25 protein-coding genes are annotated in these 22,015 nt (G+C 71.5%); 14 read left to right on the forward strand and 11 right to left on the reverse strand.

Annotation, left to right across the window (positions count from 1 at the left end):
* Positions 1-24: 24 nt before the first annotated feature.
* Positions 25-483, forward strand: a complete 459-nt coding sequence (locus tag JK363_RS19540) for a cyclic nucleotide-binding domain-containing protein (RefSeq protein WP_201876215.1) — start codon at positions 25-27, stop codon at positions 481-483.
* A 49-nt stretch (positions 484-532) separates the two neighbouring features.
* A complete protein-coding gene (locus JK363_RS19545) occupies positions 533-1,198 on the forward strand; it encodes a CBS domain-containing protein (RefSeq protein WP_201876216.1) in 666 nt (221 codons plus the stop codon).
* A gap of 72 nt (positions 1,199-1,270) precedes the next feature.
* Here JK363_RS19545 and JK363_RS19550 read toward each other — a convergent pair whose 3' ends face one another.
* A complete protein-coding gene (locus tag JK363_RS19550) occupies positions 1,271-1,849 on the reverse strand; it encodes an Rv1733c family protein (RefSeq protein WP_201876217.1) in 579 nt (192 codons plus the stop codon).
* Between the two features lie 236 nt (positions 1,850-2,085).
* On the opposite strand from JK363_RS19550, the gene JK363_RS19555 reads away from it, so the two are divergent.
* Both JK363_RS19555 and JK363_RS19560 read left to right on the forward strand, forming a co-directional pair.
* Positions 2,086-2,823, forward strand: a complete 738-nt coding sequence (locus tag JK363_RS19555; RefSeq protein ID WP_236075939.1) for a response regulator — start codon at positions 2,086-2,088, stop codon at positions 2,821-2,823.
* A gap of 120 nt (positions 2,824-2,943) precedes the next feature.
* Positions 2,944-3,921 (forward strand): Acg family FMN-binding oxidoreductase, encoded by a 978-nt coding sequence (locus JK363_RS19560; RefSeq protein WP_201876218.1) that lies wholly within the window; start codon positions 2,944-2,946, stop codon positions 3,919-3,921.
* A gap of 35 nt (positions 3,922-3,956) precedes the next feature.
* Here JK363_RS19560 and JK363_RS19565 read toward each other — a convergent pair whose 3' ends face one another.
* The 3 genes from JK363_RS19565 to JK363_RS19575 are packed head-to-tail and all read right to left on the reverse strand — an operon-like array spanning position 3,957 to position 7,091.
* Complete coding sequence (locus tag JK363_RS19565; RefSeq protein ID WP_201876219.1) at positions 3,957-5,669, reverse strand: sensor histidine kinase; 1,713 nt, start codon at positions 5,667-5,669, stop codon at positions 3,957-3,959.
* Positions 5,670-5,726: 57 nt separating this feature from the next.
* A complete protein-coding gene (locus tag JK363_RS19570) occupies positions 5,727-6,266 on the reverse strand; it encodes an NUDIX hydrolase (RefSeq protein ID WP_201876220.1) in 540 nt (179 codons plus the stop codon).
* 54 nt (positions 6,267-6,320) lie between these two features.
* Positions 6,321-7,091 (reverse strand): methyltransferase domain-containing protein, encoded by a 771-nt coding sequence (locus JK363_RS19575; RefSeq protein WP_201876221.1) that lies wholly within the window; start codon positions 7,089-7,091, stop codon positions 6,321-6,323.
* Between the two features lie 109 nt (positions 7,092-7,200).
* Between JK363_RS19575 and JK363_RS19580 the strand changes: the two genes are divergently transcribed.
* The 6 genes from JK363_RS19580 to JK363_RS19605 all read left to right on the forward strand — a co-directional run bounded on the left by JK363_RS19580 (position 7,201) and on the right by JK363_RS19605 (position 11,484).
* Positions 7,201-7,716, forward strand: a complete 516-nt coding sequence (locus JK363_RS19580) for a winged helix-turn-helix transcriptional regulator (protein ID WP_201876222.1) — start codon at positions 7,201-7,203, stop codon at positions 7,714-7,716.
* Between the two features lie 94 nt (positions 7,717-7,810).
* Entirely contained in the window at positions 7,811-8,176 is a 366-nt protein-coding gene (locus tag JK363_RS19585; RefSeq protein ID WP_236075940.1) for a DUF2267 domain-containing protein, read from the forward strand.
* 33 nt (positions 8,177-8,209) lie between these two features.
* Complete coding sequence (locus JK363_RS19590) at positions 8,210-8,734, forward strand: GNAT family N-acetyltransferase (protein ID WP_201876223.1); 525 nt, start codon at positions 8,210-8,212, stop codon at positions 8,732-8,734.
* A gap of 256 nt (positions 8,735-8,990) precedes the next feature.
* Positions 8,991-9,638 carry a peptide deformylase gene (gene def, locus JK363_RS19595; protein WP_201876224.1) on the forward strand — a complete coding sequence of 216 codons (648 nt, stop codon included), beginning with the start codon at positions 8,991-8,993 and terminating at the stop codon, positions 9,636-9,638.
* Between the two features lie 260 nt (positions 9,639-9,898).
* Entirely contained in the window at positions 9,899-10,657 is a 759-nt protein-coding gene (locus JK363_RS19600; protein WP_201876225.1) for a GNAT family N-acetyltransferase, read from the forward strand.
* Positions 10,654-11,484 carry a lysophospholipid acyltransferase family protein gene (locus JK363_RS19605; RefSeq protein WP_201876226.1) on the forward strand — a complete coding sequence of 277 codons (831 nt, stop codon included), beginning with the start codon at positions 10,654-10,656 and terminating at the stop codon, positions 11,482-11,484. Before JK363_RS19600 ends, JK363_RS19605 begins: the two co-directional genes overlap by 4 nt.
* 36 nt (positions 11,485-11,520) lie before the next feature.
* Here the strand turns inward: JK363_RS19605 and JK363_RS19610 are convergent, their stop codons facing one another.
* The 5 genes from JK363_RS19610 to paaI form a co-directional block, all read right to left on the reverse strand.
* Entirely contained in the window at positions 11,521-11,874 is a 354-nt protein-coding gene (locus JK363_RS19610) for a tetratricopeptide repeat protein (protein WP_201876227.1), read from the reverse strand.
* A complete protein-coding gene (locus tag JK363_RS19615) occupies positions 11,871-12,860 on the reverse strand; it encodes a pirin family protein (protein WP_201876228.1) in 990 nt (329 codons plus the stop codon). Before JK363_RS19615 ends, JK363_RS19610 begins: the two co-directional genes overlap by 4 nt.
* Positions 12,861-12,985: 125 nt before the next feature.
* Positions 12,986-13,567, reverse strand: a complete 582-nt coding sequence (locus JK363_RS19620) for a TetR/AcrR family transcriptional regulator (protein WP_201876229.1) — start codon at positions 13,565-13,567, stop codon at positions 12,986-12,988.
* A 116-nt stretch (positions 13,568-13,683) separates the two neighbouring features.
* Positions 13,684-14,943, reverse strand: coding sequence for a phenylacetate--CoA ligase PaaK (gene paaK / locus JK363_RS19625; protein ID WP_201876337.1), 1,260 nt, complete (start codon positions 14,941-14,943; stop codon positions 13,684-13,686).
* A gap of 44 nt (positions 14,944-14,987) precedes the next feature.
* Positions 14,988-15,383, reverse strand: a complete 396-nt coding sequence (paaI, locus tag JK363_RS19630) for a hydroxyphenylacetyl-CoA thioesterase PaaI (protein WP_201876338.1) — start codon at positions 15,381-15,383, stop codon at positions 14,988-14,990.
* Between the two features lie 250 nt (positions 15,384-15,633).
* Here paaI and JK363_RS19635 point away from each other — a divergent pair, with 250 nt between their 5' ends.
* Positions 15,634-16,143 carry a hypothetical protein gene (locus JK363_RS19635; protein WP_201876230.1) on the forward strand — a complete coding sequence of 170 codons (510 nt, stop codon included), beginning with the start codon at positions 15,634-15,636 and terminating at the stop codon, positions 16,141-16,143.
* On the opposite strand, the gene JK363_RS19640 is transcribed toward JK363_RS19635, so the two are convergent.
* Together JK363_RS19640 and JK363_RS19645 are read right to left on the reverse strand one after the other, a co-directional pair.
* Entirely contained in the window at positions 16,140-17,582 is a 1,443-nt protein-coding gene (locus tag JK363_RS19640) for an AlkA N-terminal domain-containing protein (protein WP_201876231.1), read from the reverse strand. The genes JK363_RS19635 and JK363_RS19640 overlap by 4 nt on opposite strands.
* Positions 17,583-17,668: 86 nt before the next feature.
* Positions 17,669-18,289 carry a hypothetical protein gene (locus JK363_RS19645; RefSeq protein WP_307821791.1) on the reverse strand — a complete coding sequence of 207 codons (621 nt, stop codon included), beginning with the start codon at positions 18,287-18,289 and terminating at the stop codon, positions 17,669-17,671.
* A 569-nt stretch (positions 18,290-18,858) separates the two neighbouring features.
* Between JK363_RS19645 and JK363_RS19650 the strand changes: the two genes are divergently transcribed.
* From JK363_RS19650 to JK363_RS19660, 3 genes are read left to right on the forward strand one after another with little or no spacing between them, the layout of a single operon-like run.
* Positions 18,859-19,509: a DUF4142 domain-containing protein gene (locus tag JK363_RS19650; protein ID WP_201876232.1), complete on the forward strand. Its 651-nt coding sequence runs from the start codon at positions 18,859-18,861 to the stop codon at positions 19,507-19,509.
* 13 nt (positions 19,510-19,522) lie between these two features.
* Positions 19,523-21,016, forward strand: a complete 1,494-nt coding sequence (locus JK363_RS19655; protein ID WP_201876233.1) for a DUF1996 domain-containing protein — start codon at positions 19,523-19,525, stop codon at positions 21,014-21,016.
* Positions 21,016-21,930, forward strand: coding sequence for an RNA polymerase sigma factor (locus JK363_RS19660; RefSeq protein WP_201876234.1), 915 nt, complete (start codon positions 21,016-21,018; stop codon positions 21,928-21,930). Before JK363_RS19655 ends, JK363_RS19660 begins: the two co-directional genes overlap by 1 nt.
* Positions 21,931-22,015 lie beyond the last annotated feature (85 nt).

Below are 22,015 nucleotides of genomic sequence, written 5' to 3' on the forward strand. Positions count from 1 at the left end.
GCATCTGTGGAGAAGGGGCCCTCGATGATCACCAGAAACGGGGTGGTGGCCGCCGTACCGCCGGACCACCGCGACCAGTTCGTCCGACTCGCCCACGAGGTGTCCTTCCCGATGGGCACCCGCATCTTCGAGGAAGGGGGGCTGGCCGACCGTTTCTGGATCATCAGCAGCGGCGGAGTGGCCCTGGATGTGCATGTGCCGGGGCGGCAGGCACCCACCGTGGACACGCTCGGCCCCGGCGATCTGCTGGGCTGGTCATGGCTGATCCCGCCGTGCCGGTGGCATCTGGGCGCGGAGGCCGTCAGCCTGGTGCGCGCCGAGGAGTTCGACGCGGCCACGGTGCGTGCGCTGTGCCGTGAGGACCCGGTGCTGGGCAGCGCACTGGCCACGTATGTCGCGGGTGTCGTCGGGCGGCGGCTGCGGTCGACCCGCAGCCGGCTGCTGGACCTCTACGGGCCCTACAGCGCCGCTTTCGACGGCTGAAGGGCGGGGGAGCCGAGGGGCTGACCGGAGGCTGAACGGAGGAAAACCTGTGCAACGGACCTCGCACATCGTCAGTGATGTGATGACGCATACGGTGGTGGCCGTCGGCCGCGAGGCGCCGTTCAAGGAGATCGTCAGAACGCTGGAGCAGTGGCGGGTCAGCGCGCTGCCGGTGCTGGAGGGCGAGGGCCGGGTCGTCGGTGTGGTCTCCGAGGCGGATCTGCTGCCCAAGGAGGAGTTCCGGGACAGCGATCCGGCCCGGATACCCCAGCTGCGCGATCTGCCGGAGGTGGCCAAGGCGGGCGCGGTGACCGCCGAGGAGCTGATGACGTCCCCCGCCATCACGGTGCGCGCGAGCGCGACGCTGGCCGAGGCCGCGCGCATCATGACGCACAAGCGCGTCAAGCGGCTGCCGGTGGTCGACGAGGAGGGCCGTCTGGAGGGCATCGTCAGCCGCGCCGATCTGCTGAAGGTCTTTCTGCGGCCGGACGAGGACATCGCGGAGGAGGTACGCAACGAGGTGGTGACCCATCTCTTCCCGGCCCCGGGGCAGACGGTCCAGGTCAGTGTGAGCGAGGGCGTGGTCACCCTCACCGGACGGATCCGGGACGCCGTTCTCATTCCGGCGGCTGCCCGGCTGATCCGGGCGGTCGAGGGCGTCGTGGACTTCGACAACCAGCTGACGACGGCTCCGCCCGCGGCACACCGGTCGTAGAGCCACCGTCACCCGGTACGGGACACCATCACCCGGTACGGAACCCGGTACGGGAGACGTCATCCGGTGGTCTCACAGGTGGCGGCTCCAGCGCGGCTCCACCTCGGCCCAGGCACGCTCCCACTCCCGGGCCCGGCTGCGGTCCAGCCGCCACCGCACCACACCGCGCCCGGTCAGCGCCACGGCGGCCACACCCGCCGCCGCCGACGCACCGGCCAGCGAGGCCCGGGTCGCGACCTGCTCCGCGGTGGGCGGGGCGGGGACAAGACGGCCTCGGCCGTCGACCCACACCGGCGTGGTCGTACCGGCCCGCCGCCCCTCGTGGACCAGGGCGGAACCGGTCTGTACGGCGCCGTCGGGAGCGGTCCACCGTACGGGGGCGCGCACCTGGTCGGTGTCGGTGCCGTCGCTCGTGGGCGGCACGGCGGGAGCGTGTTCCAGCAGCACCGCGGGCACCCGGAACCGCTCGGCACGCTCCTGCCGCAGCGCCTCGTCCACGGCGCTGCCCGCGATGACGCCCGCGGCCGGGCCGCCGACCGCCATCACCAGGGCGGTCACCAGCACCACCCATGCCTCGGCCACGTCGGAGCGGCGTCTGAGCGGACTGCGCCGCCAGCGCCACAGCCACCGCCCCCGCACGTTCGTGCCCATGCCGAGACCGTCGCACGCGCGGGCGCCCGGGGCGAGGGCCGGGCAGACCCCTGTGCCGGGGGCCTTTCGGTCCCGTCGCGGCCCCGCGGGGGCCCGTTCGGCCCTGGTGCGGCCCTCGCCGGATGCGCCACCCTCGTCAGCGAGGGGCGGGGATTCAGCGAGGGGAGCCGGGCGGGCCCACGGGCCGGGCGGACACGGACAACGGGCGGACACGGACCAGCGGTGCGAGGAGCGCCATGACCGAGACACGGGATTCCCCGCCGACATCGCACCCCATCAGGGTGTTCCTGCTCGACGACCACGAGGTGGTCCGGCGCGGGCTGCACGATCTGCTGGACGCCGAGCCCGACATCGAGGTGGTCGGGGACGCCGGGACCGTGGACCACGCGCTGGCGCGGGGCCCCGCGCTCCGGCCCGACGTGGCCATCCTGGACGTCCGGCTGCCGGATGGGGACGGCATCACGGTCTGTCGTGAGCTGCGCTCCCGGATGCCGGATCTGGCCTGTCTGATGCTCACCTCGTTCGACGACGACGATGCCCTGCTGGACGCGATCATGGCCGGGGCCGCGGGCTATGTGCTCAAGCAGATCAAGGGCTCCGACCTGGTCTCCGCGGTCCGTACGGTCGCCTCCGGGCAGTCGATGCTCGACCCGGCGACCACCGCCCGGCTGATGAGCACCCTGCGCGGGGACACCACCCCGCAGGAACCGAGGGACGAGGTGCTGGCCGGGCTGTCGCCACGGGAGCGGGAGATCCTGGCGCTGGTCGGCGAGGGGCTGACCAACCGGCAGATCGGCAAGCGGCTGTTCCTCTCCGAGAAGACGGTCAAGAACCACATCTCCCGGCTGCTGGCCAAGCTGGGCGTCGAGCGCCGGATCCAGGCGGCGGTGCTGGCGACCCACTCCTCCCCGACCTCCCCCGACGACCACCCGGCGCGCTCCGCGCCCCAGGCACCCCGTGCGCCCCACCGCTGAGGGCCGACGCGTACCAACCGGTCCCTCCCCGGGGACCAACGGCCCCTGCCCGTCCCGCTTTCCGGAGCCGCACGCTGACTGCGCGGGGAACCGCCCGTGCCCACCGGCGAGGAGAACACCATGCAGCCCGCAGCACTCGACGCGGCGATCCTGGAGAAACTGATCTCCGCGGCCGTGGCCGCTCCGTCGATGCACAACACCCAGCCGTGGCGGTACCGGCTGAACCCCGACACCGTCACGCTGGAGGTGCGGGCCGCCCCGGAGCGCGCCCTGCGCCACGCCGACCCGATGGGACGGGCCCTGAGCGTCTCCGCCGGGGCCGCCGTGTTCAATCTGCGCGTGGCCGTGGCCCACTTCGGCTGGGAGCCGGTGGTCCGGCTGCTGCCGTACCGCTCCCAGCCGGATCTGCTGGCCACGGTGCGGCTGACCGCGTCGTCCCGCGACCGGACCCGCGGCGCACACGACGAGCTGTACGACGTGATCTGGCGGCGGCACAGCAGCCGTATGCCCTACTCGGCGCACCGGCTGCCGCGTCAGCTGGTGTACCAACTGGCCGACGCCGCCCACGAGGACGGGGCCACCCTGCATCTCGCGGGCCCGGAGGAGACCTCCCATCTGCTGCGGCTGACCGCCGAGGCCGAGCAGCGCAACATCCATGACCCGCGGCGGGCCGCGGAGAGCCGGGAGTGGATCCGCGAAAGCGGTCCGTACGGGATCCCCACGGCGGCCATCGGCCCCCGGGACACCGCGCGGCGGATGCCGGTGCGGGACTTCCGTGGCGTCGGACAGCAGCCCACGGCGGTGTTCGAGAGCCGTCCCACGATCGCGGTGCTGACCACCGGCCACGACCGCCGGGCGGACTGGCTGCGGGCCGGGCAGGCGCTGGAGCACGTCCTGCTGCTGGCGACCTCGCGCGCGGTGCGGGCCTCGCTGCTGCACCAGGCGCTGGAGTGGTCGGATCTGCGGTGGGCGCTCAGCGACGGCCGCCAGGTACCGGGCCATGTGCAGATGCTGATCCGGCTGGGGTACGGGCCGGCGGCCCCGGCGACTCCGCGCAGCGGTGCCCATGACGTGCTGGACGGCGACCCGGCGATCTGAGCGGCTGACCACCGAGGCCGGCCTACACCGAGGGCTCAGGGGCTGCGCAGTGGTACGCCCCACACCAGCCGGGTCCCGCCGCCCGGTGGCACCTGGAGGACCAGTGCACCGCCGTACTTCTCGGCACGTTCGGTCAGATTGCGCAGTCCGCTGCGGCGCCCGCCCTCCGGGATGCCGACGCCGTTGTCGGTGACGGTCAGGGTCAGCCGCCCGGAGGCGACGACGAGGGAGATCTCCGCGGCGTCCGCCTCCGCGTGCCGGGCGGTGTTCGACAGCGACTCGGCGAGGACCGCGACCATGTCGTCCGCGACGGGGCGCGGCACATCCGTGTCGACCAGGCCCTCGGTGCGCAGCGAGGGGGTGAAGCCGAGCGCGGGCACGGCCTCCTCGATGGTCTTGGCGGTGCGGACGCGCAGCCCCTGGACGGCGGGGCCCGCCTCATGGGCCCGCAGCCCGAAGATCGTGGACCGAATGATCTTGATCGTGTCGTCCAGGTCGTCCACCACCCGCAGCAGCCGCTCGGAGCCCTCCGGGTGCTGGACGAACCGCAGGGTGCTCTGGAGGGTCATCCCCGCGGCGAACAGCCGCTGGATGGCCAGGTCGTGCAGATCACGGGCGATCCGGTCGCGGTCCTCGAGCAGGGCGAGCTGTTCGGCGTCGCGCCGCCGCTCGGCCAGTTTCATGGCGATCGCCGCCTGGCCCGCGAAGCCGAGCAGGGTATCGGTCTCGATCTGGGTGAAGGGGGCGCTGGACGCCGAGCGGGCCAGCGACAGCACCCCGCCCACTCCGTCGCTGGTGCGCATCGGCACCGCGACGGCCGGGCCGAGCCCTTCCCAGCGCTGGGGGCCCACGGTGATCCGTGGATCGTTCTTGACGTCGGTGCTGGTGACCGGCTCGGAGGCGGTGAAGGCGGCACCGGCGAAGGTGCCCCGGCAGGGCAGCACCAGACCCCGGTGGGTCTCGGCGTCGGTGCCCGCCGCGAGCGCGACCTCGAGATCGTCGCTTCCGGCCACGGGCAGCATCAGCACTCCGAGATCGGCGGAGAGGATCCGCCGGGCGTGGTCGACGATCAGCTCCAGCACGCTGGTCTCGTCCACACCCGACAGCAGGCTGTTGGTGACCTCCGCGTTCGCCTCCAGCCAGTGCTGGCGGTGCCGGGCCTCCTCGTAGAGCCGGGCGTTCTCGATGGCCACGCCCGCGGCCACGGCGAGGGTGGACAGCACGGTCTCGTCCTCCCCGTCGAACTCCTTCCCGCCGCGCTTCTCGGTGAGATAGAGATTGCCGAAAACCTCGTCCCGCACCCGGATGGGCACCCCGAGGAACGAGTGCATCGGCGGATGGCCCGGCGGAAACCCGTACGAGGCGGGGTGCTCCGACAGCTCGGCCAGCCGCAGCGGCTCGGGGTGGCGGATCAGCTCGCCGAGGATGCCATGGCCGGACGGCAGGTGCCCGATCGTCTCGATCCGCTCCTTGTCGACGCCGACCGGCAGGAACTCGGCGAGCCGCTGGTCCTCGCCGATGACGCCGAGCGCCCCGTACTCGGCGTCCACCAGGACCACCGCGGCCTCCACGATCCGCCGCAGCACATGGGAGAGATCCAGCTCACGGCCGACCGAGAGCACGGCTTCCAGCAGGCTGTGCACCCGGTCCTGGGTGCCGCGCACCGCGTCGATGCGGACCTGCAACTCCTCCAGCAGCTCATCCAGCCGCAGTCGGGGCAGGTACTCCGAACTCCTCGCGCTCTCCATGCCCACCGTGCCTCCGTCGGCTTCAGCGCGCGCGTCGTGGCATGCCGCACTCCCTCTTCACGGTAGCGGCGCCCCGTTGAGCAGCGCGTCGAGCCGGTCGAGGAAGAGCTCCTGTTTGGCCACGATCCTCGTACGGGCCCGTGGCAGATCCAGCCACCGCACCCGGTCGAGCTCGGGGAACTCCCGCATCCGGCCGGATCCCCGGGGCCACTCCATGGTGAAGGTGCCGGGCGTGACCTCCCCCGGATCGAGCTCGCCCGCCAAGGCCCAGACCGTCACCAGCTTGCCGCCGGTCTGCCGGACCGAGCCGAGCGGCAGCAGCTCGCCGTCGGGCGGCGGCAGTCCGAGCTCCTCCTCGAACTCCCGGCGCGCGGCGGCCTCGGGGGTCTCCCCCTCGGTGTACTCGCCTTTGGGCACGGACCACGCCCGCTCGTCCCTGGCGGCCCAGAACGGGCCTCCCATATGGCCGAGCAGCACCTCGGTGGCCGGTCCGGTGCCGTGGAACAGCAGGATTCCGGCGCTGCGCTTCTCGGTGCGCCGCTCCGTACGCTTCCCCGTGCTCTTCTCGGTGCTCTTCCCCGTGCTCTTCTCCGCCACAGTGCCCAGTGTGCGGCCGCGGCGGCCGCACCGCGCTCCGTTCGGCAGGTGGCGTCAGCGCCTGCGGGCGTAGCCGAGATAGGTGACCAGCGGCCGGGCGCCCGGGGCGAGCACCACCTCGACCAGGCGCGGGATCTGCTCATCGGTGATCCGGCCGCGGCGGCGCGCCACGATGGCCCGCACCAGACGGCGCGGATCCTTCGGACGGAAGTCGCAGACGTCCTGCTGGCGCAGTCCGTAACGGTCCAGTGCGGCGGCCAGTTCGGCGGGGGTGCGCAGCCGGTCCGCCGCATAGCGTCCGGCGGGCATGATGCGCGTCATCGGGAACCGCTGAAAGGCGCCGAGATAGATCAGCCGGGACAGCGGGGTGCGGTTGACGGTGTCGTAGACCAGCACTCCGCCGGGCCGCAGTACCCGGGCGGCCTCCGCCAGCACCCGGTCGAGCCGGGAGGTGATCTCGAAGGTGTCCGCGTAGTAGGCGAGGTCGAACGAGGCGTCGACGAGGCCGAGTTCCTCGGCGGGCGCGGTCAGATGGACGATCCGGGGACGGTCGGGCCCCTTCGCCTCACGGGCCAGTTCGGTGGCGGTGGCGGACGGATCGGCGGCCACGACCTCGAAGCCGAGCCCGGCGAGGCCGCGGGCCAGCAGCCCGCGACCGTTTCCCACCACCAGGGCCCGGCTTCCGGACGCGCACAGCCCCACCCCCGTGAGGGCTGTGCGCACATACGCCAGCCGCGCTTCCTGGAAGGCGACGGCCCGGATCTGACGGCCGTCGACCGTCTCCGGCGACCGTGAGTCCAGCTCGATACGCGGGGCACCGGCCATCGTCCCCCTCCGATCCCGCTCCGGCGTTCCCCCCCGGGCTTCGAGTTCCCTGAGGGAACCTAGCATCTTCGGTTCCCTCAGGGAACTCGGCCTCGGCTAGGCTCGTGTCATGACCCGTACTCCGCTCGGCGAGGTGGCCTGTTCGATCGCCCGCGCCACCGATCTGTTCGGCGACGCATGGACGGCGCTGATCATGCGGGATGTGCTGACCGGGGTGACCCGCTTCGACGATCTCGCCCATGACCTCGGCATCTCCCGCAAGGTGCTGGCCGCCCGGCTGTCCCGGCTGGTCGAGGAGGAGGTGCTGGTCCGCGAGCGCTACCAGGAACGGCCGCCGCGCGAGCACTACCGCGCCACCGCCAAGGGCGAAGAGCTGTATCCGGTGCTGCTGGCCCTCATGAACTGGGGCGACCGCTGGTACTCCGGCACCGCCGGGCCCCCGGCTCGGATCCACCATCTGAGCTGCGGCCAGGACACCACGGCGGTGTGCGCATGCGCACACTGCGGCGAGCCCCTCACGACCGGGAACACCACCCAGCTGCCCGGCCCCGGCGGGCATGTCGGACCGGGCACCCGGGTCCTGGGACCGCTGATCGCCGCCCGCGAACCGGACCGGGAGGGCTGACCGGCTCCGGCGGCCGGCGCCGATCGGGGCCGGGGCGGACGCTTCGGTCGCGGACCATCTGGCGGCCCAGTTGCCCACCGAGGCGGCGGAACCGATGCGCCGGGTGACCGCCTCCCACCGGGGCTCGCCGGAGGAACGGGCCTTCCGGCGCGACCACGGCGAGCGGTTCGACCTCACCGGTTTCGCGGGCCGGATCGCCTGGCGCACCGAGCACACCGAGGAGGAGGCGCTGCGCGAGGCGAGCGCCTTCTTCGAAGTGCTGGACGCCGCCGTGGACCCGGAGCTGATGGAGAAGGTGTACGGGGTGCTGCCGAGCGATATCCGCGCCCTGCTCCCGGAGGCGCGGGCCGACCTCGACGACCGGACCGATGTCGAGGACCGGGCCGCCCGCGCCGACCGCGACGGCGGGACAGGGGGCGGCAGCGGGACCTCCGGATCCGCGGACCGCGAAAACCAGTGATCGTTCCGGCCGGTCGCGGCGTACCGTGCTGCCATGCCCGAACTCCAGCGCCTCCGGCGCGATCACGCCGCGGCCCTGCTCGCCTTCGAGCGGGAGAACCGCGCCTACTTCGCGCAGACGATTTCCGACCGGGGTGACGACTACTTCACCGACTTCGACACGCGCCACTCCGAACTGCTCGCCGAACAGGACGCCGGACTCCACCACTTCCATCTGATCGTGGACGCCGACGGCCAGGTGCTGGGACGGGTCAATCTGGTCGATGTGGCCGACGGCACGGCGGAGCTGGGATACCGGATCGCCGAGCGGGCCGCCCGTCAGGGCCTCGCCACCAGCGCCGTCCGGCGGGTCTGCCTGCTGGCCGCCACCGAGTACGGTCTGACCGCGCTGCGCGCCGAGACCACGCTCGACAACGCCGGGTCACGCGCCGTACTCGCCCGCACCGGCTTCGTCCCCACCGGCGGCGAGATCACCCTCGGCCGGCGCCCCGGGCTGGCGTACGTACGCGATCTGAGCGATGTCCGGGAGGCGGCCGCCCAGGAGACGGCCGCCCCGTGAGCACCGCCTCCCTCCGCCTCCCGGACGCGGGCCGCCGCCCCGCGTGCACAACGGGGAAAGCACCGCGGAGCGGCGGCGTCCCGAGTCGGGAGGACCCGGGTGAGCCTCGGGGCGTGGGATCCCCGGCGGCTCAGGAGTGAGTACGGACCACATCCGCATCCCGTTCACCGGGGGCGGACACCGTCACGCCCGACTCCGCACAGCCGCCCCGTCCCATGGATTGCCGCGGCCTGATCGGCTTGCCAGGCTGTCCCCCATGCCGACCTCCAGCCTGTCCGAACTCGTCGACGAACTGCTCTCCGGCACCCACCCGCTGCCGATCATCTCCGCGGGCGTCCCCGTCCTGCGGCAGCCGGCCCTGCCCTATGAGGGCCAGCTGTCCACGGACCAGCTCGACCGGCTGCTGCGGGCGATGCGGGACACCATGCACGCCGCGCCCGGCGTGGGCCTGGCCGCCCCGCAGATCGGCGTACCGCTGCGGCTCGCGGTGATCGAGGATCCGGCGGAGGTGACAGCCGAGGTACGCGAGGCGCGCGGCCGGGTGCCACAGCCGTACCGCGTCCTGGTCAACCCGTCGTACGAAACCGTGGGCGACGGCCGGGCGGCGTTCTTCGAGGGGTGTCTGAGCGTTCCCGGCTGGCAGGCGGTGGTCAGCCGCCCCGAGCGGATCCGGCTGCGCGGACAGGACGAGACGGGGCGGGAGGTGGACGAGGAGTTCACCGGCTGGCCCGCCCGGATCGTCCAGCACGAGACCGACCACGTCGACGGTGTGCTGTATCTGGACCGTGCCGAGACCCGCTCGCTGTCCTCCGCGCAGGCCGTCACCGACTACTGGTCCCAGCCCACGCCCGCCACCGCGGCCCAGTCCCTCGGCTTCCCGCTGCACGGCACCGGCGCACCCTGACACCGGGGCGCGTCATCACCTCTCGGCGCTCCGTGTCACCGGGCCGATCGCCCGTGTCACCACGGCATGCGTTTGTCATCGGCTGGCAGTCGCCGAAACACCACGCGGACACTGTGGCGTTCGCCGTCACGGCAAGACTGGGGTGAACGCAAGCGGTGTGCGCCGCTCTTCGCGCACCGCGCCGGCGTGCGGGTATCTCTCCCCGCCCGCCCCCTTCCCCCATCCCCGCCGCTCCTGACTTCCCCGGAAGGAGAACAGGAATGTCCGTGCTCACGACGCCCCCGGTACCGGCGTCCACCAGCTCGTACGTCACCTCCATCGCCCACACCGAGGAGCAGATCCACGCCGCGCAGCGGCTGCGCTACCAGGTGTTCGGCGAGGAGAGGGGAGGCCGGTTGTCCTCACCCTTCGCCGGGCGCGACGTGGACGAGTTCGACGCCCTGATGGACCACCTGATCGTCACGGACACGACGACGGGCACCGTGGTCGGCACCTACCGGCTGCTCCCTCCGGGCCGCAGTGAACGGCTCTACTCGGAGACCGAGTTCGATCTGCGCGGCCTCCCCGAGGAGGTCCGTTCCTCCATGGTCGAGGCGGGGCGGGCATGTGTGCACCCCGACCACCGCTCGGGCGCGGTGATCAATCTGATGTGGGCCGGGCTGGCCCGCTATGTCCTGCTGTCCGGCCACCGCTATCTCGCGGGCTGCGCCTCGGTCCCGCTGGCCGACGGCGGGCAGGCCGCGGCCAACGCCTGGCTGCTGGGCACCACCCGGCACGCCGCCCCCTCCGGGCTGCGGGTGCATCCGCTCGACCCCTGGATACCGACCCGGACGCTGGACGCCGAGCCGAGCTACGCCGAACTGCCGCCGCTGCTCCGCGGCTATCTGCGGGTCGGTGCCTGGATGTGCGGCTCCCCACAGCACGACCGGAGCTTCGACGACGCCGACTTCTTCGTCCTGCTGGACACCGAGCGGATGAACGACCGCTACCGCCGCTACTTCCTGGGCGAGACCACGTGACCGTATCGGCCCCCCTGGATCCGCCGGCGCACGCGTGGGCCGCGTGGTCCCCGTGCGACCCGGACTGTGTCGCCCACGCCGCCGACCGGGTCCCCGCCACGCGGACCCTGCGGCGGTCCGCCGCCTTCGGCCGGGCGCTGGTCGGCGCGCTGGTGCGGGGCGAGCGGATCGCCGAGCCGGAGACACTGCGTTCCCGTGCCGCGGAGCTGCTGAACGCGCTGGGCATCCGGCTGGAGGTGGCGGGCGACGCCACGCTCAGCGCACCGGGCGCCACCGGCACCCTCGTGGTGGCCAACCACATTTCCTGGCTGGACATCGTGGCACTGCTGGCCGTCGAGCCGGTGGTCATGTTGGCGAAGCGGGAGGTGGGGGGCTGGCCGGTGGTCGGCCCGCTGGCGAAGCGGGCCGGGACGATGTTCATCGACCGCGCCAGTCTGCGCCAACTGCCCGACACCGTACGGGAGATGTCGGCGCTGCTGCGCGACGGCCGTTCGCTGGTGGTCTTCCCGCAGGGCATCACCTGGTGTGCCGGGACCGGAGGACACTTCCGGCGGGCGACGTTCCAGGCGGCGATCGACGCGGGCGCTCCGGTGCGCCCGGTGGCCCTGGAGTACCTCCAGCACGGCGCCCCGACCACGGTGGCGGCCTTCGTCGGCGAGGACGACTTCGGCAGCTCACTGCGCCGGGTGCTGCGCGCCGACGGGCTGACCATCCGGGTGCGCAACCACCGGCCGCTGCTGCCCGCGCCGGGGAGGGAGGACCGCCGTACGCTCGCCGCGCGGGCGCAGGCCACCGTGTGCGGTGCCCGACTCCCCCTGCACGGCTGACCACCCGTCCCCCGGCCGGGGGACGGGTGTGGCGGGTCAGTCCGCCGCGGTCGTGGCGAACGCCCCGCGAAGCGCGTCCGCCACCCGCAGCGCACCGGCCGCTTCCCGGTCCCGCCCCTGGCGTTGCAGAGTGCGCCCGAGCATCAGATGGGCGTACGCCTCGACCGGATCGCGGGCGATCACCTCGCGCAGCTGTTCCTCGGCGCGCCGCAGCTGGGCGGAGTGGTAGTAGGCGCGGGCCAGCAGCAGCCGCGGGGCGATCTGCTCCGGCTCGTCCTCGACCACGGTGGCGAGGATGCGGGCGGCCTCGGCGTAGTCCTTCGCCTCGAAGAAGAGCCCGGCGCGCTCCCAGCGCTCGGCCAGGGTCTCCTCGGGGATGTACGCGGTCATGCGTCCTCCTCTCCGGGTGCGGTGTGCGGCATGCGCTCGGCGGGCACGACCCCGAGACGGCCGCTCTGGAAGTCGTCGATGGCCTGGGCGATCTCCGCCTTGGTGTTCATCACGAAGGGTCCGTAGTGCGCGACCGGCTCCCGGATCGGCCGCCCGCCGAGGATCAGCACATCGAGCTGGGGGGTGCGGGTGTCCGGACGGTCGGTGGCGGCCACGCTCAGGGCTCCGCCCTGCCCGAGGACGGCGAGCTGATGCGCGTCCAGCGGACGGTTCTCGGCACCGACGGTGCCACGTCCGGACAGGGCGTAGACCAGCGCGTTGAAGTCGGGACGCCAGGGCAGATCGAGCCGGGCGCCGGGGCTGAGCGTCGCATGGATCATGGTGATCGGGGTGAAGGTGCCACCCGGCCCCTGATGGCCCGCGATCTCCCCGGCGATGACCCGCACCAGGGCGCCGCCATCGGGCGAGGACAGCAGCGTGGCCTCGCGGCCCTCGATGCTCTGGTACTTCGGCGGATTCCACTTGTTGGCGCGCGGCAGGTTCACCCACAACTGGATGCCGTGGAACAGCCCGCCCGATACCACCAGGTGCTCCGGCGGCGTCTCGATGTGCAGGATGCCGCCACCGGCGGTCATCCACTGGGTGGCGCCGTCGGCGATCAGACCACCGCCGCCGTTGGAGTCCTGGTGCTGCATCTCGCCGTCGATCATGTAGGTGACGGTCTCGAAGCCGCGGTGGGGATGCCAGGGGGTGCCCTTGGGCTCACCCGGTGCGTAGTCGACCTCGCCCATCTGGTCCATATGGATAAAGGGGTCGAGATCGCGCAGCGAGGCGCCCGCGAAGGCCCGGTACACCGGGAAGCCCTCCCCCTCGAACCCCTGCGGAGCGCCGGTCACCGAGCGGACCGGGCGCGCCGGGGCGGTCTGCGGATCGGGGGTGGGGACACGGGGCAGTTCCAGTGTGCTGTCGACGGTCACGGCGGGCATGACGCTCTCCTCCTTCGCGGACGGCGGTCGGCCGGCCAGGACAGCCGACCCTGAAGACATCTGGTTGAACAGTGAACTACACGCCTTCATTCCCGCCCGCCGAGATCACTTCGGGGAAGCCGGGATCACCCCTGGGGAGGCCGTCCGGGGGCTCCGGCCGACGCCTCCAGCAGGACCCGCGCGGCGTCCTGGGCCTGCCGCGCGGACTCGGCCGACCCGCAGATGGCGGCCGTGGTCATGGCCCCCTCGGCGAGCAGCGCCAGCTGCCCGGCGAGCGCGGCGGGCCGTCCGGCATCGGCCACCAGCCGCCCCAGATAGACCCGGAACGCCTCCTTGTGCGCACGGGCGGCGTCTGCCACCGCGGGGGTGGTGACCCCCAGCTCACCGAAGGAGTTGATGAATCCGCACCCCCGGAAGTCCGGTTCGGTGAACCAGCCGTGCAGCCAGTCGAAGACGGCGAGGATACGCGCCTCGGGGTCCCCCTCCGCCTCCACATGGCGGGCCAGCGCCTCCCGCCACCGGATGTCGCGCCGCTCCAGATACGCCTCGACCAGCTCACCCTTGGACGGGAAGAGCTGATAGAGGCGTTTGAGGGAGACCTGCGAGGCGGTCCGGATCTCATCCATGCCCACGCTCTGCACCCCGCGGCCGTAGAACAGCCCCTCCGCGACGTCGAGCACACGGGTCCTGATCGGTTCCTGGTCCATCACGGCCACCCTCACCTGAGAACATTCGTTCTCCTACGGTACCGCCCACCCCGGACCGGCCCGCCGGGCGCGCACCCCTCGCGCCCGGCGGCCTCTCCCCTCGTCCCCCACCCGGCTCACCCCTCGCGCAGGTCCCTGACCCGGCGGATCTTGCCCACCGAGCGCTCCAGGGTCTCCGGATCCACCACCGCCACCTCGGCCGTGATCCCCACCCCGTCCTTGATCCCCCGGGCGATCAGCGCCGCGGCGGCCTCGCGCTGCGCGCCGTCGGCTCCCGGGCGGGCCTCGACGCGGACCGTCATACGGTCCATCCGGCCGGACCGGGTCAGCTCCACCTGGAAGTGCGGCGCCACCGCCGGAACCCTCAGCACGATCTCCTCGATCTGGCTGGGGAAGACATTCACCCCGCGCACGATGAGCATGTCGTCGCAGCGGCCGGTGATCTTCTGGATACGGCGGAACGCGGGGCGTGCGGTGCCGGGCAGCAGCCGGGTCAGATCCCGGGTGCGGTAGCGGATGACCGGCAGGGCCTCCTTGGTGAGGGTGGTGAAGGTGAGTTCACCCTCCTCGCCGTCGGCCATCACCTCGTCGGTGAGCGGGTCGACGACCTCCGGGTAGAAGTGGTCCTCCCATACATGCAGACCGTCCTTGGTCTCCACGCACTCCTGTGCCACCCCGGGTCCGATCACCTCGGAGAGCCCGTATATGTCCACCGCGTGGATGTCCATGCGGTTCTCGATCTCCCGGCGCATCTCCTCGGTCCACGGCTCGGCGCCGAAGACACCGACCTGGAGGGAGGTGGTGCGCGGATCCACGCCCTGGCGCTCGAACTCATCGAGCAGCGTGAGCATGTAGGAGGGGGTGATCATGATGATCTCGGGCTTGAAGTCCTGGATGATCTGCACCTGACGCGCGGTCATTCCACCGGAGGCGGGAATGACGGTGCAGCCGAGCCGCTCGGCCCCGTAGTGGGCGCCGAGACCGCCGGTGAACAGGCCGTAGCCGTAGGAGACATGGACCTTGTGGCCGGGACGGCCGCCCGCCGCGCGCAGCGAACGGGCGACCACATCCGCCCATATCGACAGGTCGTTCTCGGTGTAGCCCACGACGGTGGGTCTGCCGGTGGTGCCGCTGGAGGCGTGGATGCGCCGCACCTCGCTCTGGTCCACGGCGAACATCCCGAAGGGATAGGTGTCCCGCAGATCGGCCTTGGTGGTGAAGGGGAAGCGGGCCAGGTCCTCCAGGGTGCGACAGTCCTCCGGGACCACTCCGGCCTCGCGGAACTTCTTGCGGTACTGCTCCACATGGTCGTACGCATGACGCAAGATGGCACGCAGCCGCGTCAGTTGGAGGTCCCTCAGCTCGTCCCGGCTCATCCGCTCGGCGGCGTCGAGCAGTTCCTCAGGTGGCGGTGTACCGGTCACGATCTCTCCTCCGCTTCGGCGGCGCGGCGGCCGAGGGTGCGGCTGCGCCCGCGGAACTCCGCGATCACCTCGTCGCCGCGGCGCACCGTCACGTCGTAGACACCGCTGCGTCCGTACCGGGTCCGCTCCTCGGCGGTCGCCTCCAGCACATCGCCCTCCCGGGTGGGGGCGACGAAGGTGATGTCGGCACCGGCGGCGAGGGTCACCGGGCCGTGACTGTTGCACGCACAGGCGAACGCCGTGTCCGCGAGCAGGAAGACAAAGCCGCCATGGGCGATCCCGTGTCCGTTCACCATCGAGGCTGTCACGGCCATCCGGAGCACCGCCGAACCGTCCCCGGTCTTCAGCAGCTCGATGCCCAGTCCGCGTGACGCCTGGTCCGCGGCGAACATCTCCTCCACCGGACCGACGGCCGCGTGTCTGGAGCCTGCCACCTGTTTTCCACCGCCCTCGAGGCCCGACCGAACATTCGGTTTACATCAGAGTGCGGTCCAGTAATCCAGCATCCGCCCTGGCTGTCAAGGGTTTGCACATCGCGCCGTCCGCTTGAGACGGGCGCCGCCGGAGGCCGTGAACACTCCGTCCCACGCGTGCGTATCCATAGGTGCAGCCGCCACCCGGACACGTCACGAGAGGCCCCTCATGGACGCATCCCCGCACCCGGTCCGCACCGCCGAACGCACCCCACCTCGCCGCGGCCCACGTCTGACCCCGGTGGTGGCGGCCGTCTGCGGACTGCTCACCGTCGCGGGCTGCGGTGGTGACGGCGGTGCGGGGGATGCCACGGCGGAGACCGGACGGCGTGGCGCGGACCGGCCGAGCGCCGGGGCGAGACCCACTCCCAGACCGGCGACGGTGGAGCAACTGGCCTCGGCGGTCGACTGCAAGCCGAAGTTCACCGTGGATGTCGACGACTACCGCCAAGCGGTGTGCAAGAACTCCCGGGGTACGTTCCTCCTCCTGGACTTCGTCAAGGCCAAGGGGCAACGCGACTGGCTGGAGACGGCGCAGATGTACGGCGGGGTGTATCTGATCGGCGATCGCTGGGTGGTGTCGTCGTCCCCGCGGAAGAACATGACGGAGGTGCGCGAACAGTTCGGCGGCACCATCGAGGACACCACGTCACACGGCAGGACCCACGGCGGATCCTAAGCGCCCGCGGCGGCCCACAGATACTGGGTGGCATACGAGCGCCAGGGCCGCCAGCCGGCGGCCGTCTCCGGCGCTACGGATGTCCCGGACGGGAGGAGCAGGACATCGGGGTCACCCAGCGCACGCATCCGGATGTATCCGGCGGTGCGTGGTCCGATGCCGTCGAGGTTGAGCAGTTCCTTCTCCGCCTGGTCCCGGTCGGCCCCGGCGTCCAGCGGTACGGTGCCGTCGGCGAGTGCGGTGGCCAGCGCGCGCAGTGCCCTGCGCCGTGGCCCGGGCAGGCCCATCTCCTCCAGCGGGGCACCGGCCAGGGTGGCGGCGCGGGGAAACAGATGGGTGAGTCCGCCGCTCGGGGCCGTCAGCGGCCGCCCGTACGCGCTGACCAGCGCGGCAGCGTTGGCCCGTGCCTCCTCGGGTGAGAGCCGTCTGCCGAGGACGGCGCGGACGGCCAGTTCCTGCGGATCGGCGGCGCCCGGGGAGCGAAGCCCGGGGCGAGCGGCTACCAACGGCGCCAGCAGCGGGTCGGCGCCGAGGTGTTCGGCGACCGCGTACGGATCGGCGTCGAGGTCGAACAGCCGCCGCATCCGCTGGGTGGCCGTCGTCAGATCGCGCAGTTCCCCCAGGCACAACCGGCACTCCAGCCAGCCGCCGTCGCCGGGCCGTTCGTCGACCTCGGCGATGCCATGGCCGTGCGGCAGCCGCAGGGTGCGCCGGTAGGTGCGCGACCCGCGCTCGCCGATCACCTCCTCCACACCGGGGACGGTGTGACGGGCGAGCTGGTCGAACAACTCGGCCGCGGCATACGGTCCGCGATAGGCCAGCCGCAGTGGCACCCCGCCGTAGAACGAACGCTGCGCGACCGGGCCGAAGCGCGAGGAGCGGCCGGGCCGGGCGTCGCGCAGCCCGGTGGGGGTGATGGCGTAGATCTCCTTGATGGTGTCGTTGAACTGCCGCACACTGGCGAACCCCGCGGCGAACGCGATCTCCGCGGCCTGCATCTGCGTGGTCTGGAGGAGGATGCGGGCGGTGTGGGCGCGCTGGGCGCGGGCGAGGGCGATGGGTCCGGCGCCCAGTTCGGCGTTGAGCTGCCGTTGCACCTGACGTGGGCTGTAGCCCAACCGGTGGGCCAGCCCCGCCACACCCTCGCGGTCCACCACCCCGTCGCCGATCATCCGCATCGCGCGCCCGACAACATCGGCGCGGGTGTTCCACGCGGCCGAACCGGGCACGGCGTCCGGGCGGCAGCGACGGCACGCCCGGAACCCCTCCCCCTGGGCCGCCGCCGCGGTGGGGAAGAACCGCACGTTCTTCCGCCGGGGCGTGGTCGCCGGACAGCTCGGACGACAGTAGATACCGGTCGTGGCCACAGCGAAGAAGAACTCGCCGTCGAACCGCGCGTCCCGGCCACACACCGCCTCGTACTTACCGTCCTCCGTCATCACAGTGTCCACTGTGCTCCGGTCCGGGCCGGGGCGCTGGCGGAAAACGGACACGGCGTTCGCCCCTCCCCGCCCCGCTCCCGGGGTCAGGAAGGCCCGGACAGCCGGGTGGCTCGCTCCTCCAGTTCGCGCTGTGTGCACAGCCCCTTGCGGAGCATCAGCAGCAGCGCCGTCACCAGCAGGATGAAGAAGACGATCGGCGCCAGCAGGACAGCGGCATCGGAGCGCACCGCCTGCACCGCCATCACGACGATGCCGAACACCATGACCACGAGGACCGGGATCACCTTGAGGAGATTGCGCTCACCCCGGATCATCTCGGCGTGGTTCCGGGCGGCCCGGGCGCTGAGTCCCTGGAACGCCGGGTGCTGGGCGACCACCTCGACGGGGGTGCCGGGCGCCAACGCCTCCTGGCGCGCCACCGGATTGGGGTCGGGTACGAAGATCCGGTACCGGACCGCCTTGTGGCCCCGGGTGCGCAGATAGCGATAGCCGAAGGCGGTGGCCAGCTGAATGGCCTCGTCGGGCAGCAGCTTGACGTTGGAGATCTCCACCTGTGGCCGGCCGTCGAAGAGAGGGGCGCAGCGCCCCAACCGCTCGCGGCGCACCCGCTGTTTCCGCTCCGAGACGGTCCCGCGCGATTCGCCCCCGGCCATATGCCGCTCCTCACCGTTGTGCCCGGCCTTGCGGCCGCATGTGCGCGGCACAGGCTACCTCCGTGCCGAACGGTGAGACACACCAGGTCAGGGGGTGGTGACAGCGCGGGCCGCCACCGGCCCCGCCGCCCTCCTTTCTTCTGTCGTTTCTGCTGATGCCTATATAGGGGACAGGGCACGCCCTCACACATATAAGGGGACAGCCAGTACGCCCTGGGCGAGCGGGACTTCGCCCTGGACACCTGGCGGCAGGCTCTGGCCGTCCTCGAGGAGTTCAACCGCCGAAGGATGACGGCGGCGGATGGGTATGGCGGGCCGGGGCGGAGCGAACCCCGGTCCGCCGGGGTAACAGTTCGGCGATCCATGCCGCTGTTCTCATCACAGATGCCCTTCGCACGGGGACGGTTCTCCCTGTCGTACGGACGGCGCCCGCGATGTGCTCAACGCGCGGGAAAAAAACTTGCGACCGCCCCCGCGGAGGGTGCGGCCGAAAGATGGCCGCGTAGGGTACCAGTCGGTAACGATGGTTGTCCCGGCTTTATTCGTTAGTGATGAGGTCTCCACGTCCGGGCCACACCAGGTACTAGCGTCCGGTGTCACTCCGAAGTAAGGAGGGCGCTGTGCGATCAGCAATCGTCAGCAGATCCATCGCATCCAGCCGTACCCTCGGCACCGGCCTCATCATTGGGGCACTCGCCATGACCCTCGCGGCGATCCTCATCCCCGTCCAGCTGTTCGGCGAGAGCAGCGCCGCGTCATCGCTGCCCCCCGGCGTCACAGACGACGGCAAGGGCACGGTCAGCACCCAATACGGGCCGCTCACCGCTCTGGACCGGGACTTCGTCCGCAAGGTGAAACTCGCCGGGCTCTGGGAGCTTCCCTCAGGACGGGAGGCGCAGGAGCGCGGCACCCGGGACTCGGTGAAGACTGCTGGTGAGCACCTCATCGAGGGCCACACCGAGCTCGACCGCCGGGTGAACGAGGTAGGCCGGGCGCTGGGCGTCGATCTGCCCACTCAGCCGAACGAGCAGCAGCAGGGCTGGCTCAATGAGATGAACAACGCGTCCAGCAGCGCCGAGTTCGAGCGTGTCTTCGCCAACCGGCTCCGCGCGGCACACGGGAAGGTGTTCTCGCTCGTCGCTCAGATCCGGGCACAGAGCCGGAACTCCATGGTGCGATCACTGGCCACCCGGGCCAACACCATCGTTCTCGACCACATCACGGTCCTCGAGAACACCGGGCTCGTCGACTTCGACGCCCTCAACAACTAAGTGAAGTGATCTCATGAGGCAACAGACCCACAAGCGCGGCAGGTTCTCGAACAAGACCGTCGCCATCGTCGCCGCACTGGCTCTGGGCGGCGGCGGGGCCGCGATCATCGCGGCGAACGCGTCCGCCAGCGGCGACAACAACGACTCCGGCCAGAACCGCACGGTGTCCGCCGGATCATGGACGATCCGCTGCCCCGATGTGGGCCAACAGCTGTCGTCCGTGCCGCGCCAGGCGCGCCCCGAGGTCGACAAGAACCTCGCCGAGCTCGACTCCCAGGTGGCCAAGGCGTACCAGCAGATGTCCGACGGAGGAGCCTCCAAGGACTCGGTGCTCTCGTCCCTGGAGAAGCAGCGGGGGGAAACCCTCGGCGACATCGGCAACGCCATCGACGAACAGGGCCAGGCCCCCGACGACCTGAACTCGATGAGCAACTGCCAGATGCAGCAGGTCAGCAACGACGGCGGCCAGGTCGACCAGCAGGACGACGGCCAGCAGCAGGACGGTGCACAGCAGCAGGACGACGGCCAGCAGCAGGACGACGGGCAGCAGCAGGACGGCGGCCAGCAGCAAGGTGGCGAGGGCGCCAATGAGGTGCCCGGCAACGCCGGCGGCCAGGCGGGCAACGGCCCGTCGCAGGACGACTTCGTCGACATCAATCAGGTGCAGCCGAACGTCCAGAACCCGCCCCAGGCGCAGCAGGGCGGTTCCAACGGCACGTTCACCTCGGAGTGCGGCGTCGGCGACCCGGAGCTCCGCAACAGCGACAACGTGATCGTCGCGCCCGGTGTGGGCAACGGCGCCCACCACATGCACGACTACGTGGGCAACGACAGCAACGACGCCTTCGCCAACAACCAGACCTTCGAGCAGGCCGGGACCTCCTGCAACAACGGCGACAAGTCGACCTATTACTGGCCGGTGGTGCGCGCCCAGGACGGTAAGGACGAAGCGGACGCCAATGACCTCGGCGGTGGTCAGGAAGGCAACGTCGGCACGATCCTGACGCCCAAGAGCTCCACCATCGAGTTCCAGGGCAACCCGCAGAGCAAGGTCGTGGCGATGCCGAAGTTCCTGCGGATCATCACCGGTGACGCCAAGGCGTTCACCAACGGCGACAAGAACGCCAACGCCTCCTGGAGCTGCACCGGCTTCGAGGACCGGCAGCTGACCGACAAGTACCCGCTCTGCCCCGAGGGCAGCTCGGTGACGCGCACCTTCGACTTCCAGAGCTGCTGGGACGGCCAGAACATCGACAGCGCCAACCACCGTGACCACATGGCCTTCCCCAACCAGGACGGCGCCTGCCCCAACGGCTTCCAGGCCATCCCCAAGCTGGTGAACACCATCACCTACGATGTGCCGCCCAACACCCCGTTCGCCGTGGACGGCTTCCCCGAGCAGTTGCACAAGCCCATCACCGACCATGACGACTTCATCAACGTGATGCCGGACGACCTGATGAACCAGGCGGTGGACTGCATCAACAGCGGCCAAAAGTGCAATTGATGAACGAGACCCTCCAGGCGCGCGTCGGCCACCAGGCCGGCGCGCGCCGCGCTGCCACCACCCATGAGACGGCCGACGAGCCCTCGGACCCTCCCGCCGCGGAACATCCCGAAGCGGTGGGCCCTGGACCTACCGACCGGCCGATCCGCTCCCTCTCCGACCCGGAACTGACCCGGCTGCTCCTGGAGGGCTACCGCTCGGGCACCACCAGCCCGGCCGCGGGCGACATCCTCTACCGCCGCCACCACGCGGCCACGCTCTCGTACGCCCGGACCTGCTGCCGCGCCCTTCACGACGCGGAGGATCTGGCCTCCGAGGCGTTCATCCGCACCTTCCAGGCGGTGCGCGCCGGTGGCGGGCCGCGCGGGCCCTGGCGGCCGTATCTGCTGACCGTGGTGCGCCACACCGCGGTCGAGTGGAGCGCCGGGGAACGGCAGATCCTGCTCACGGCCGACTTCGAGTCCTGGCGGCAGCTCGCACCCTCGGCCGACCCCCAGCAGCACCTGGTGGCCAGGGAGAACCGCCAGCTGCTCATCCGCAGCTTCCGCGGACTGCCCGAACGCTGGCAGACCGTGCTGTGGCTGACCCTCGTCGAGGACAACCCCCCGCACCAGGTGGCCACCGTCCTGGGGATCTCCCCCAGCGGTGTCACCTCACTCGCCTTCCGGGCCAGGGAGGGATTGCGCGAGTCGTACCTCCAGGCGCATCTGGAGTCCGCGCGGGACGACCGGTGCCGCCACTTCAGCGCCATGCTGGGCGCCTCGGTGCGGCGTGGCGGGGTTCGCGGCCATGCGCTCGGGCGCCATCTGGCCTCGTGCGCGTTCTGCGCCCACGCCTACCACGAACTGCTCGGGCTCAACGCCGCGATGCGCACCGTCGCACCGGCCCAGGTGCCCGTGGGCGCCGGTCGCTGACCCGGCCGTATCCCCACAACACCCGCTTCGCCACACAAAACTGCCGACCGCGTGACGCGGCCGGCAGTTCCGTTGGTGGTGGTCA

It is taken from the genome of Streptomyces coffeae, assembly GCF_016741875.1.
Taxonomy (GTDB): domain Bacteria; phylum Actinomycetota; class Actinomycetes; order Streptomycetales; family Streptomycetaceae; genus Streptomyces; species Streptomyces coffeae.